The sequence below is a fragment of the Nonomuraea sp. NPDC049625 genome, assembly GCF_040675285.1.
Taxonomy (GTDB): Bacteria; Actinomycetota; Actinomycetes; order Streptosporangiales; family Streptosporangiaceae; genus Nonomuraea; species Nonomuraea angiospora_A.
On the sequence record NZ_JBFAOQ010000011.1, the window covers coordinates 48,901 to 62,105 of the forward strand.

Below are 13,205 nucleotides of genomic sequence, written 5' to 3' on the forward strand. Positions count from 1 at the left end.
CGTCGGTCAACGGGTGGGCCCGCGATGGCGCCGGAGGCGCGGGGGTAAGGACGCCTGAGCCCTTTGGCGCGAAGCGCCGCCTTGGCGAAGACCTTTGAGCCGGAGCGGGCTCCAGCAGGCCGGCCATCCAGATGGGCAACGGGTGGGTGGCACCGGCCCACCTACCCGGGAATATTCGGTTGCGGTCGCGTGCTGAGGATCGCACTATGTTCCTCATGTTCCTGCACGCTCTCCTTGTGACGCCCGCGGTGCCGGGCGTGCTTGAGCGTGCCTGCGACGGCCTGGAGCGTTGACCTCTTCCCGTGAGTCCTGAGGTGACCCGGCGGGGGGAGGTTGTCGGCCCCGAGTACGGGTCACACGGAAACCAGGTCTCAAGGAAGGAACCATGGCCAAGCAGGCCTACGTACGGAACAAGCCGCATCTCAACATCGGCACGATGGGGCACGTCGACCACGGCAAGACCACGCTGACCGCCGCAATCACGAAGGTGCTGGCGCAGCGCGGGCAGGCCACGTACACGCCGTTCGAGCGGATCGACCGCACGCCCGAGGAGGCGCGGCGCGGGATCACGATCAACATCTCGCACGTCGAGTACGAGACCGCCACCCGCCACTACGCGCACGTGGACATGCCCGGGCACGCCGACTACGTGAAGAACATGATCACGGGGGCGGCGCAGCTGGACGGCGCGATCCTCGTCGTGTCCGCGCACGACGGGATCATGCCGCAGACCAGGGAGCACGTGCTGCTCGCCAAGCGGGTCGGCGTCGAGCACTTGGTCGTGGCCGTCAACAAGGCCGACGGCGCGGACCCGGAGCTGACCGACCTGGTCGAGCTGGAGCTGCAGGAGCTGCTGGCCGAGCACGGCTACGACGGCGTCCCGATGGTGCGGGTGTCCGGGCTGCGGGCGCTGGAGGGCGACCCGGTCTGGATCGCGTCGATCGAGGCGCTGCTCCAGGCGGTGGACGAGCACATCCCCGTGCCGGTGCGGTACGTGGACGCGCCGTTCCTCATGCCGGTCGAGAACGTGCTCACGGTCACCGGCCGGGGCACGGTCGTCACCGGGGCCATCGAGCGCGGCACCGTCCGGGTCGGTGACTCGGTGGAGGCGGTCGGGTTCGGTGAGGCGTTCGGCGCCGTCGTCACGGGCGTGGAGACGTTCGGCAAGACGATGGAGCGGGGCGAGGCCGGTGACAACGCGGCCGTGCTGCTGCGCGGGATCCGCCGCGAGCAGGTACGGCGCGGCATGGTGCTGGCGGCGCCCGGCAGCCAGCGCGCCCGCCGGTCCTTCACCGCCCGCGTGTACCTCCTGACCGCGGAGGAGGGCGGGCGGCGCAAGCCGATCGCGTCCGGCTACCGGCCGCAGTTCTACCTGCGGACGACGGACGTGCCCGGGGAGCTGACGCTCAGCGGCGCCGTCGCCGCCCAGCCGGGTGACACGGTGGACGTGGCGGTCGAGCTGGGCAAGGCGGTCGCGCTGGAGCCCGGTCTCGGCTTCGCCATCCGCGAGGGCGGGCTGACGGTCGGCGCGGGCACCATCCTCACCGTGCCCGACGCCTGACCGGCCGCGCCACGCCCGGCCCCAGAAAGAGCGCCCGGCCCCGGAAGGAGAAGGGCCGGGCGCGTCCGGTCAGGGGCGGACACCCGTCGCGAAGCGGACCGTGCGGGGAAGCACGAAGCGGTCCTGGGGGAGCGCCGCCTCCAGGGCCGCCCGGGCCTCCTCGCGCAGATGCTCCGGGATCGCCTCCAGCGGGGCCCTGCGGGCGGCCGACCAGAGCCAGTCCCACACCTGCCCCGCCTCGACGGCCACCTCGAACACCACGTCCTCGTGCCGCACCCCGCCCAGCCCGCCCGCCTCGAACAGCCCGGTCAGCTCTTCGGCCGAGCCCAGCGTGTGGCTGAACGGTGCGCCGCCCGCCCCCGACGTGTACGGCTCCAGCGCCCGCCCGACCAGGCCGAGCAGCTCGACCTCGACCGGGCTCGACCGCACCAGCAGGCTGGCCGACAACCGGCCCCCGGACCGCAGCAGCCCGGTCATGGAGCGTACGGCGGCCAGCGGGTCGGGCAGGAAGTACAGCATCATCCCGGCCAGCACGACATCGAACCGCTCGCCAGGCAACAGCTCCTCGGCCCGCTCCGCGTCGCCCAGCAGGACGGTCGCGTGGCTCAGGCCGTACCGCTCGATCTCGGCCGTGGCGGCGGCGACCATGCCGGGCGCGAGGTCCAGCCCGACCACCCGCCCCGTGGGGCCGACGGCCTGGGCCGCGGGCACGAGCGAGGCGCCCGTCCCGCAGCCGGCGTCCAGGACGCGGTCGCCCGGCCCGGGCGCGGCCTGGCGTACCAGCTCGGCGGCCACGGGCGCGAAGAACGGCACCCCCACCTGCTCGTACGTCCCGGACGCGCGGTCGAACACACCGGCCAGGTACTCCTTGGCATCCATCACATTCCTCCCGTTGAACGTCAGTGAACGGTCAGCACGAAGGCTGCGCGGCCCCGAGGGAGGGGCCGCGCATGATCAGATCCGTCGGTCAGCTGGGCTCGAAGCGGAGCCTGAACGTCGCCCGTCCGGCCCTGAGGTCGTAGACGGGAAGGGCGCCGGGCCCGCAGGTGGCGGTGCCGATGCCCTGCTGGGCCAGGTCGAGGCCGAGGTGCACGCGCTCTCCCGGCACCAGGTCCGGCCGGTGCCGCGCCCGGTCCAGGTCGAAGGCGCTCCACGACCGCGCGGTCAGCCCGAACACCGGGAACCCGCGCACCGTGAAGGCGCCGAAGTCGGCCCAGCGCACGTCCGCCCGGTGGCCGTTCTCCTGCGGGAACACGTACGGCGTCTGGAACTCGTCGAGGCTTGCCCGCCAGCGGCCGACCCTGGCGGCCATCCCGGTGTCCGGGTACGCTTCGCCTGGCCCTCTGCCGAACCAGGTGATGTGCTCGACCGCACCTGCGGGCAGCGTCATGTCCAGCCCGAGGCGCGGGATGGGGTCCGCCCAGTCACCCTCCGGCTCCACGTCCACTCGCAGCTCCAGGCCGCCGTCCGAGGCCGTCCAGGTGTAGGTGGCGCGCATGCCGGCGTCGGTCGCGGCCGGCGCCACCCGCGTGCGCACGGTCAGCGCGTCACCGATCTCGACCTCGTCCACGCGGTGGGTGAGGCGGTGCAGGCCGAGCCCGCGCCACTTGCCGGCCAGCCCGCCGTAGGTGTCGTTGTCGGTCGGAGCCCGCCACAGACCGAGCCGCGGCCCCTCCACCTCCACGCCGAACAGCCTGATCAGGCGCCCGGTCTCCAGGTCGAAGGCCGAGTCCCCCGCGGAACCCACGGAGATCTCGCCGCCGTCGCGGACCAGCCCGGCGCTCCACGTCGCGGGCGCGCCCTCGACGGCCTCGCCGATGAGCGGCGACAGGAGCGCCTGGCCCCAGGCCACCTCGTGGCCCGCCCCGGCCCACGGCTGGTCGGACGCCAGCACCGCGCGCACGGTGAGCCACACCTCTCCGGTGCCCGCGCCGGCGGGCAGCTTGACCTCGCCGCCCTCGGCGGGCACGGTCAGCCGGTGCTCGGCGACGGTCTCCCCGTCCGCCTCCACCGTGGCCAGGAACTCCAGGTGCGACAGGTCCGCGAAGCCGTGGCCGTTGACGACGTGCACCACGCCGTCCCCGAACTCGAACCGGACCGGCTCGAACACCTTCTTCAGGTCGATCAGCCCGGGCGACGGCGTGCGGTCGGGGAAGACGAGACCGTCGATGACGAAGTTCGAGTCGTGCACGGGCTCGCCGTAGTCGCCGCCGTACGCGTACTCGTACTCCGGATGCGCGAGCCCGTGGTCGATCCACTCCCAGATGAACCCGCCGGCCAGCCGCGGATACTTCTCGAACAGCTCCTGGTACTCGGCCAGCCCGCCGGGCCCGTTGCCCATGGCGTGGGCGTACTCGCACTGCATGAACGGCATGCCGCGGCGCCGCGCGTCCAGTTCGGGGTCGTCCAGCGGCGCCTCCTCCTGCCGCCCGATGAGCTCGACCTCGGCGTGCGAGGCGTACATGCGGGAGTAGACGTCCGTGTGCGCGCAGGACCGGTCGCCCTCGTAGTGGATCGGGCGGGACGGGTCGCGTTCGCGGGTCCAGTCGGACATGACGGCCAGGTTCCTGCCGACGCCCGCCTCGTTGCCGAGCGACCACATGATGATGCTGGGGTGGTTCTTGTCGCGTTCGACCATGCGGCGCATGCGGTCGAGCAGCGCGTCGGCGTAGCGGGGGTCGTCGGTGGGGTTGCCGCGCCAGCCGATCATGCCGAAGCCGTGGGTCTCGAGGTCGCACTCGTCGATGACCCACAGGCCCAGTTCGTCGCACAGGTCGAGGAAGTCGGGGTGGGGCGGGTAGTGGCTGGTCCGGACGGCGTTGACGTTGTGCCGCTTCATCAGCAGCACGTCCTCGCGCATCGTCTCGTACGTCAGCGTACGGCCGCTCTCCGGATGGAACTCGTGCCGGTTCACGCCCTTGAACAGCAGCGGGCGGCCGTTGGCCAGGAGCACGCCGTCCACGATGGAGATCGTGCGGAAGCCGACGCGCAGCCGTACCGTCTCCTCAGGGAGGGTGAGGACGGCGTCGTACAGGCGGGGCGTCTCGGCCGTCCACGGCTCCACCTCCAGCGTCACCTCCGCCCCGGGCGCGAGGTCGGCGACGCCGAGCTCGGGGACGCTCAGCGTGCCCGAGCCCTCGAAGCCGAGCGTGCCGCGCCCGTCCGCGTAGGAGGCGCGCACGAAGACGTCGGCGGTGGAGCGGGTGAGGGTGACGTCCCGGAAGATGCCCGGCAGCCACCACATGTCCTGGTCCTCGAGGTAGCTGGCGGCCGACCACTGGTGCACGCGGACGGCCAGCACGTTGCGTCCCGGCCGCAGGTACGGCCCCGCGTCGAACTCGGCGGGCAGCCTGCTGCCGGTCCAGAAGCCCAGCTCGTGGCCGTTGAGCCAGACCCTGGCGAAGGAGTCGGCGCCCTCGAACCGCAGCCGGCCGCCCGTCCACCCCTCCGGCAGGTCGAACACGCGGCGGTAGTCGCCCGTCGGGTTCTCGTCCGGGACCCGGGGCGGGTCGACGGGGATCGGGAAGTCGACGTTGGTGTACGCGGGGGCGCCGTGCCCGTGCAGGTTCCAGTGGGACGGGACCGGGAGCTCGTCCCAGCCGGCGTCGTCGAAGGCCGGCTGGGCGAAGTCGTCAGGGACGTTCGCGGTGGGTGAGAGGCGGAAGCGCCACGTGCCGTTGAGGTCGAGGGCGGGCGCGTCAGAGCGGAGAGCTGCCCGGGGTTCGAGCAGTCCCGAACCGGGGGAGAAAGTTTCGAGATCCATCGCGGTCGAGCCTAGAGGTTAGAGATGGTTTCGTCATCGATGAGTTTTCTGTCCACACATGGGCGGAACATCGTTCGCCTTCACCCTCCGAGGTCATAGACGCGATGGGCGTTCTCCGCGCCCACCATCCAGGCCACCCGCATCGCCTGCTCCACCGACCACTCCCCCTCGGCCACGAACCCGCCGACCACCCGCGCCATCGCGCGCCGCCACAGCAGCGCCCCGAGATAGTGCAGCTCGGCCGGGCCGAAGCCGTCGGAGGAGAAGAGCAGCTTCGCGAACGGCGCAACCTCCAGGCTCTCGGCCACCAGCGCCACGCTGCGCGCGCCGGTGTAGCTCACGCCCAGCCCCACGTCGAAGAACACGTTCGGGTACGCGTGCGCCAGCAGCCCCGCGTGCCGCTGGTACGGGTAGCAGTGCAGCAACAGCAGCGGCACCCCGGTCGGCTCGGCCAGCTCGATGAGCCCGCGCAGCAGCAGCGGGTCCGACCGGCGCAGGTCCACGTCCGGGTCCCCGAACCCGATGTGGAACTGCAGCGGCAGGCCCCGCTCCAGCCCCGTCCAGATGAGGTGACGCAGCAGCACGGGATCGGACAGCCGCCCGCCCCCGGCGGACAACCAGCGCCCGGCGGCCTCCGTGACCTCCTCGCGCGTGGGCGGCGCGGGGTCGAAGTCGAGCCCGCAGCGGTAGGCGGCGATGCTCTTGAGCCCGCGCGCCGTACGCGTGCGCTCCCACAGCGCCTCGGCGAACCGGTCGGCGAACGCGCCCGCCCCGCACCCGCCGGCGGCCACCTGCTCGGCCACGGCCTCCAGCCGCACCACCTCGTCGGCCGGCACGCCGGTGACCTCCGCCATGCCGGAGGGCCCGAGCAGCTCCTCGCCCCGGTAGCCGGTCTCGACCAGGAAGTGCCCGATGCCGCTCGCGCCCAGCAGCAGCCGGTTGGTCTCGTCGGCGCCGAGCCGGGCGCGCCTGGCCAGGTACTCCTCCGGCGTGCAGAACGGGTCGAGGCCGAGCACCGGCGCGCAGTGCCGCAGGATGGCGTGGCCGACCTGGGAGTCGAACGGGGTCATCCACGACGGCACCGGCCGGTCGGACTCGGTGATCAGCTCCTCGAACGCCCGGCGCGACAGGTCGTGGGACGTGACGCCGTGCACGTGGTGGTCCACCAGCGCCATCTCCTCGATGGCACGCACGAAGCCGGCGGGCATGAGGTCGAGCTCACTGGACATCGGCGGTGTCTCCCCAGGTCTCCCTACCCGGTCAGGATAGGGAGCTACCCGCGTCAGGAGGGGTTCACGCGCCGCGGTGAAAAGTTGTGGCCATGGGTGACAAGACAGACGAAAACTGTTTTAATCCCGCCTAGGTCCCAGTATGACCGTTTTCCTCGAGCGGGAAAGGCGGGTCCGTGCGAGTACCAGGTGGCGAAGTAGTCATCACCGGCGGTCTCGGATTCATCGGCTCACATCTGGTGGACGCCTACCTCGCGGCGGGCCACCGCGTACGGATCATCGACTCGAACGCCGGAGCGGTCGTGGACGGCGAGGACTACGACACCGACCCGCGCTGCACGGTCATCAGGCAGCGCGTGGAGGACCACCTGGCCTCCGGCGGCGACTTCGCGGGCGTGGACCGCGTCATCCACGCGGCCTCCTACGTGGGCCCGGCCAGCATCCTGTCGCGGTCGGGGCGGCTCGGGCACGACATCATCGGCAGCACCGCGCCGGTCATCGAGGCGTGCGCCGCCGCCGGGGTGCCGCTGTGCATGTTCAGCTCGGCCGAGGTGTACGGGCGCAGCGGCGTGCTCGACGAGAAGGACGACATCGTCGTGCCGACCCAGTACAACACGCGCATCGAGTACGCCATCGCCAAGACGCTGGCCGAGGCCATGGTCTGCAACAGCCGGCGGCACGGGTTACGCGGCATCGTCATCCGGCCCTTCAACGTGGCGGGCGCGCGGCAGTCGCGGGCGGGCGGGTTCGTGATGCCCACGTTCGTGCAGCAGGCCCTGGCCGGGCGGCCGATCACGGTGTTCGCGGGCGGGGAGCAGGTCAGGGCGTTCATCGCGGCCAGTGACCTGACGGCGTTCCTCATCGGCTTCATGGACGCGGCGCTGGACGGCGACGACGTCATCATCAACGTCGGCAACCCGGCCAACGCCGTCACCGTCATGGAGCTCGCCGAACGCGTCAAGGCCCTGCTCGGCAGCCCGTCCCCCATCGTCGGCGTGGACGGCCGGACCGTGCACGGGCCGCACTACGCCGAGGCGGAGTCCTTCCACAAGATCCCGGCGCTCAGGACGGCCACCGACCTGGGCTGGCGGCCCCGCGTCACCCTCGACGAGCTCATCATGGCCACCGCCGACTACTATCGCGCCCGCGAGGACCGAAGGGCAGTGAATGCGCCGCTTTGACCGCGTCCTGGTGATCTCCCCCCACGCCGACGACGAGGTCCTGGGCTGTGCCGGCCTGATGGCCGCGCAGGCCGAGCTCGGTGCCGAGGTGCACGTCCTGTACCTGGCGGTGGACGGCATGCGCCACTACGGGCTGGCCGGCGCCACGACCTACCGGCAGCGGCTGGACGAGATCGAGGCCGTGCGGGGCCTGCTCGGCTTCACCTTCGAGATCGCGTACGGGGACCGCGGGCTGACCGAGCGGCTCGACACGCTGCCGCGCCGGGAGCTGGTGGACCTGTTCGAGCACGCCCTGAACGAGCGGCGGCCCGACCTGCTGCTCCTGCCCAGCTTCGCCGACTACGACCAGGACCACTGCGCGGTCTTCGACGCCGGGTTCGCCGCCGCCCGGCCGATCGCGCAGCAGTTCGGCAAGTGGCTGGTGCCGAACGTCTTCATGTACGAGATGTCGAAGATCCAGTGGGCGTCCGAGCCGATGCCCCGCTCGACGGCTTACTGCGATATATCCGCCTATATGGGCGCGAAGCTTGAGGCATTGCGGGCGTACGAGAGCCAGCACCGGCCCTCACCGCACATCAGGAGCGAGGATTCGGTGACGGCGCTGGCCACGTTACGCGGAGCGGAGATCGGCGTCACCCGCGCTGAGGCGTTCGGGGTGCTGAGGGAGGTCCTGTGAAGACGTTCGCGTTCGCCACCGGGATGGAGTTCGCCGCGCCGGCGGTGGACGTGCTGGTGGCGCAGGGCACCCCGCCGTCGCTGCTGATCGGCTACCCGCCCGCGCTGCAGCACCGCTCCGGGTTCGCGCCGCTGCGGGAGGCGTCCGAGAAGCACGGCATCCCGCTGCTGGAGACGGCCGACATCAACGACGGGCAGGCGTACGAGCTGGTCAAGGACATGGACCTGTTCGTGATCGCGGGATGGTCGCAGCTGGTGCGCGAGCCTCTGCTGTCGGCGTGCCCCCTGGGGTCCATCGGGCTGCATCCCACGCGGCTGCCCGAGGGGCGGGGGCGGGCCGCGCTGCCGTGGACGATCATCAAGCGGCTGGAGACGAGCGCGGTCAGCCTGTTCTTCCTGGACGAGGGGGCCGACACCGGGGACCTGATCGCGCAGCGGGAGTTCACGGTCAGCCGGCGCGACGACGTCGGCGCCGTCTACCGCAAGGTCACCGAGATCAACGTGGACCTGCTGGCGACGTACATCCCGCTGCTGCTGGAGGGCCGCGTGGTGGCGCGCCCGCAGGGGCCCGGCGGGTCGTGGTGGGAGAAGCGGCGGCCCGAGGACGGGCTGATCGACTGGTCCCGGCCCGCCTCCGACCTCTACGACTGGGTACGCGCGCTGGCCCCGCCCTATCCGGGGGCGTTCACGTCCGTCTCCGGGCGGCGGCTGTACGTCCACAGCGCAGATCTCATTGGGGCAGACCTCATTGAGCTCAGCGGCACGGAACCGGCCGGGACCGTGCTCGCCCCCGTGTGGTCGACGGGTGTCGGCGGGGTGCTGGTGGCCTGCGGGTCGGGGCTGCTGGTGGTACGCGACGTGCGGTGGGAGGGCGGCGACCGGCGCGACGCCCTGGACCTCGTCGAGTCGGGCGAGCTCACGGTTGGCGCATGCCTGGGGACGTGAACCGGGGCGTGCGGCTGAGCGGGGCCGTGATGGCGCATCCCCAGCGCAGGGAGGCGGCCGCGCGGCTGGCCGGGGGCGTGCTCGACGTCGTCACCGACCCCGATCCGGGCGGCCGGCCCTCGGCGTTCCGCACCTCGCTGCTGGCGTGGTCGAGCATCCCCGGCGACTCCACCCACCACTTCCTCCTGCACGACGACATGGTGCTCTCCAGCACGTTCTTCCAACGGGCCGAGCGCGCCGCCCGCGCCATGCCGCACGCCGCGCTCGCCCTGTTCGCGTTCTGGAACTCGCGCAACGGCGCCGCCGTACGCCAGGGGGCGCTGGCCGGGGCCCGGTGGGTGGCGGGGGCGGGCGAGTACACTCCGGTGGCCGCCCTGCTGCTGCCCAAGGAGGTCGCCGAGGGGTACGTGGAGTGGGCCGCGGGCCGGGGCGACACGTGGCCCGACGACGTGCTCATGGGGCGGTACCTGCGGCAGGCCGGGGTGCCGGTGTTCGTGGCGGTGCCCAGCCTGGCCGAGCACGAGGACCTGGCGAGCCTGGTGGACAACGACTTCCAGGGGGTGCGCCGCTCGCCGTGCTTCTTCACCGACGACCCGCTGGCGGGGCTGGGCGAGGACGCCGTGCTGGACGATCTGCCGGTGATCCCGTTCTTCAAGCGGGGCGTCGCGCAGTGCGCCGTACGGGTGCCGGGGTCGGGGCGGTGGCGGGACCTGCGGTGCGAGGACTATCTGGCCGGCCTGGGGATCGACGCGGGCGCGCTGGTGGCGCGGGCGGGCGCGGGGGCGCATGAGGCGCTGTGGCTGACGGCGTACACGATGGGGGTCGTGCATCGGGGCCGTGAGCTGGGAGACGCTCGGATCGTGGACGAAGGTCGAGGGCCGGGGGACGCTCGGGTCGTGGACGAGGCGCTGGCCACGATGGGGCCGGGCGGGTTGTGCCACGAGCTCTCGGGGCGGGAGCTGGGGCGGCTGTCGGCGGAGCTGCACGAGGTGGCGCGGGCGGGCCTGGAGGCGGGCCTGCACGACGCGGCGCGGCAGGGCCCGGAGGCGAGCCTGGGAACGGGCCCGGCGGACCGCCCGCCGCGCGCCGTACCTTCGCCGTCCCTGACGGATCACCCGCCGCGCGTCGTGACCCCGCCGTCCCCTGTCCCCTTGATCGCGACCCTGGGACCGTCTGCGACGGTGGCCGTGAGCGGTGCCGAGACGTTCGTCCGGGAGCACCTGGCGCACGCGCTCGCCGACCGGGGCCTCCGTCTCGCCGCCGGGGACTCCGGTGTACCGGTGGTGCACGTGTGCGCCCTCGGTTGGTCCCCCGACGCCGACCCGGAGGAGGAGCTGCGGCTCGCGCGGGCGGCCTTCGCGGGCGGGCGGAGCGGGGTGCTGCTCAGCTCGGTCCACGTCTACCCGCAGCGGAAGTGGGTGGACGAGGAGACACCCGCGTCGCCCGCCGCCACGCCGTTGTCGCGGGCCCTGCTGCAGGTGGAGGCGGCCGCGCCGGGAGCGGTGGTGCTGCGGCTGGGCGAGCCGTACGGGCCCGGCATGCCGCAGGGCGGGCCGGTGGCGGACCTGGTGCTACGGTCGTCGCTCAACCGTCCCGCGCCTGTCTCCGGACGTCCGGTGCAGCTGGTGCACGTACAGGACGTCGCCGGGGCGGTGCTGTCCGCGCTGGAACGGGGGGTTGCGGGGCGCGTGTACAACATCGCCGGCCGGAAGCGGCTGCGCATGGGTGAGCTGGCCGAGGCGGTGTCCAAGGCGGTGCGACCGATGGACGTCGAGACGTCCGACGAGCCGCCCGGGCCGCTGGTGAACGTCGAGCGGGCGGAGGTCGAGCTGGGGTGGCGAGAGGGTGTGACGCCGGACTACGGGCTGCACACGTTCGCGCAGTGGCTGGCCTACGAAAGCGACCGCCCTTAGGCGGGGATCGCTCCGCCGGGCAAGTGGTCCACCGCCAAGCGGACCATGGCGCCCTCGATCACCGAAGACGAACTCGGCGCCGTAGCGAGGCGGCCGGCCGCTGGTCCCCGGCACCCGCGCTGGAGCAAGCTGACCTCGTCATTCAACCTCTGACCCTTGTGTTCGTCCGAGTCCCCTGATCAGTCGGGTCACGTGGGCCGCCGCGTCGGTGGGATCGAGTGGTTCGTGTTCCACGAGCAGCCGGTACCAGAACGGTCCGAAGATCAGGTCCGTCGCGTGGCCGATGTCCAGGCCGGGGTCGAGTTCGCCGCGTTCGATGCCGCGTTCCAGGAGGTGGGCCACGATCGCGCGGCGGCTGTTCACCCAGGCGCGGAACGGTTCGCGGAAGTCCTCGTCGAGTTGGGCTTCGGCCATCAGCCCGCGCAGCGTGCGGACGCGCAGTGGATGCTTCACCACCCGATAGAGCTCGGTGACGAAAACGGTGAGATCGCTCTGCACCGATCCGGTGTCGGGCTCGGGCATCCGCCGGTCGACGATCTGGGTATAGGCCTCCATCACCAGCTCGGGCCGGGAGCGCCACCACCGGTAGATGGTGCTTTTGGCGACCCCGGAACGCGCGGCGATCTTCTCGATGGTCAGGGTCTGGTAGCCGTGCTCCTCCAGCAGTTCGGCGGCGGCGGTCAGTACCGCCTGGTGGGCCTCGGGGCTGCGGGTGCGCCCGCCCCTGCGCTCGGTTGACATGCAGATCACCGTAGCCTACTTTTCAATCGAAACGAAACGTAGCGATTCGATTGGAACCCCATGAGCCGTGTCGTCATCTCGCACGAATACGCCAGCTCCCCCGACCAGGCGTGGTACGACCACCTGGCCGCCGAACTGAGCCCCCACGACGTGCGGGTCCCGCAGATGCCCGACCCTCAGGCGCCACAGCCCGAACCCTGGCTCAAGGCCGTGACCGCCGAGGTGAACGACCCCCGCGACACCGTCCTGGTCGGGCACAGCTTGGGCGGCGTCAACCTGCTCCGCCTGCTACAGCAGCACGACGTCGGCCGCGAGGGCCCCTACGCCGGCGTCGTGCTGGTCGCCTCCATGGCCCACGAGGTCGGCTACGACCAGCTCGCCCCGTTCTTCCAGGATGGCTTCGACTGGGACCGCATCCGGCGCGCCGCCGGGCAGTTCCGGGTGCTGGTCGCCATCGACGACCCGGTGCTCACGCCCGACCCCCTCGAGCATGTGCGGCTGTTCGCCGAACACCTGGGCGCCAAGGCCCTGGTCACCCCCGATGGCGTCCACTTCAGCCGCCTCCAGGATCGGCGCGAGCTGCACGAGGCCGTCACCCTGGTCACCGACCTGCTGCCATGATCGTCCTGGTCACCCGACGGGTGCGGGCGGGCAGAGAGCAGGAGTTCGAGGCCTTCCTCGAACGCGTCCGCTCCTTGGCCGCCGCGCACGGCAGCCAGGGCATGACGGTCATCCCCCCGTCCGAGGGAGGCGGCGAGTACGCGATCGTCTACCGCTTCGCCGATGCCGAGCAACTGGCCGCCTGGAGATCCTCACCCGACCGCGCCGCCCTGATCGCCGAGTCGGCCGACCTGGTCGACTCGCCGCCCCTCGAACGCGACCTGACCGGTCTCGACGGCTGGTTCGCACCCACCGACGGCCAGGTCGTACGCCCGCCCGCCCGCTGGAAGACCTGGCTCATCACCCTCACGGCCCTCTACATCCTGCTGCTCACCATCACCACCATCGCCGAACCGCTCCTGTCCCCGCTCACACCACCGCTGCGGTTCGCGCTGCTCCTGCCCGTCCTCACCGCACTCATGACCTGGATCGTCATGCCAAGACTCAGCCGTCTCCTGGCCTCCTGGCTGTACGACTGAGCTTGGCGGACTACTCCTCGCTCCAGCCGGCCCGGAGACGATGTCGAGGGTGGCGGCC

General features: G+C 72.0%; 11 protein-coding genes. 7 read left to right on the plus strand and 4 right to left on the minus strand.

Going from position 1 to position 13,205, the window contains the following annotated elements; translation table 11 throughout:
• Positions 1-385: 385 nt before the first annotated feature.
• On the plus strand, positions 386-1,561 hold the full coding sequence (gene tuf, locus AB0J87_RS39110) for an elongation factor Tu (protein ID WP_363974203.1): 1,176 nt from the start codon (positions 386-388) through the stop codon (positions 1,559-1,561).
• Positions 1,562-1,630: 69 nt separating this feature from the next.
• Here the strand turns inward: tuf and AB0J87_RS39115 are convergent, their stop codons facing one another.
• From AB0J87_RS39115 to AB0J87_RS39125, 3 genes are all read right to left on the minus strand, one after another.
• On the minus strand, positions 1,631-2,440 hold the full coding sequence (locus tag AB0J87_RS39115) for a methyltransferase domain-containing protein (RefSeq protein WP_355196043.1): 810 nt from the start codon (positions 2,438-2,440) through the stop codon (positions 1,631-1,633).
• An 88-nt stretch (positions 2,441-2,528) separates the two neighbouring features.
• Positions 2,529-5,324 (minus strand): glycoside hydrolase family 2 TIM barrel-domain containing protein, encoded by a 2,796-nt coding sequence (locus AB0J87_RS39120; RefSeq protein WP_363974207.1) that lies wholly within the window; start codon positions 5,322-5,324, stop codon positions 2,529-2,531.
• Between the two features lie 80 nt (positions 5,325-5,404).
• Entirely contained in the window at positions 5,405-6,553 is a 1,149-nt protein-coding gene (locus tag AB0J87_RS39125; protein ID WP_363974210.1) for an amidohydrolase family protein, read from the minus strand.
• Positions 6,554-6,729: 176 nt separating this feature from the next.
• Between AB0J87_RS39125 and AB0J87_RS39130 the strand changes: the two genes are divergently transcribed.
• From AB0J87_RS39130 to AB0J87_RS39145, 4 genes are read left to right on the plus strand one after another with little or no spacing between them, the layout of a single operon-like run.
• Complete coding sequence (locus AB0J87_RS39130; RefSeq protein WP_363974213.1) at positions 6,730-7,734, plus strand: NAD(P)-dependent oxidoreductase; 1,005 nt, start codon at positions 6,730-6,732, stop codon at positions 7,732-7,734.
• Positions 7,721-8,410: a PIG-L family deacetylase gene (locus AB0J87_RS39135; RefSeq protein WP_363974215.1), complete on the plus strand. Its 690-nt coding sequence runs from the start codon at positions 7,721-7,723 to the stop codon at positions 8,408-8,410. The genes AB0J87_RS39130 and AB0J87_RS39135 overlap by 14 nt, the downstream gene beginning before the upstream one ends.
• Positions 8,407-9,354 carry a methionyl-tRNA formyltransferase gene (locus AB0J87_RS39140; protein ID WP_363974218.1) on the plus strand — a complete coding sequence of 316 codons (948 nt, stop codon included), beginning with the start codon at positions 8,407-8,409 and terminating at the stop codon, positions 9,352-9,354. The genes AB0J87_RS39135 and AB0J87_RS39140 overlap by 4 nt, the downstream gene beginning before the upstream one ends.
• On the plus strand, positions 9,339-11,267 hold the full coding sequence (locus AB0J87_RS39145; protein ID WP_363974221.1) for an NAD-dependent epimerase/dehydratase family protein: 1,929 nt from the start codon (positions 9,339-9,341) through the stop codon (positions 11,265-11,267). Before AB0J87_RS39140 ends, AB0J87_RS39145 begins: the two co-directional genes overlap by 16 nt.
• 138 nt (positions 11,268-11,405) lie before the next feature.
• Here AB0J87_RS39145 and AB0J87_RS39150 read toward each other — a convergent pair whose 3' ends face one another.
• Positions 11,406-12,008 carry a TetR/AcrR family transcriptional regulator gene (locus tag AB0J87_RS39150; protein ID WP_363974224.1) on the minus strand — a complete coding sequence of 201 codons (603 nt, stop codon included), beginning with the start codon at positions 12,006-12,008 and terminating at the stop codon, positions 11,406-11,408.
• A 60-nt stretch (positions 12,009-12,068) separates the two neighbouring features.
• Here AB0J87_RS39150 and AB0J87_RS39155 point away from each other — a divergent pair, with 60 nt between their 5' ends.
• Positions 12,069-12,629 (plus strand): alpha/beta fold hydrolase, encoded by a 561-nt coding sequence (locus AB0J87_RS39155; protein ID WP_363974227.1) that lies wholly within the window; start codon positions 12,069-12,071, stop codon positions 12,627-12,629.
• A complete protein-coding gene (locus AB0J87_RS39160) occupies positions 12,626-13,147 on the plus strand; it encodes an antibiotic biosynthesis monooxygenase (protein WP_363974230.1) in 522 nt (173 codons plus the stop codon). The genes AB0J87_RS39155 and AB0J87_RS39160 overlap by 4 nt, the downstream gene beginning before the upstream one ends.
• Positions 13,148-13,205: the final 58 nt, after the last annotated feature.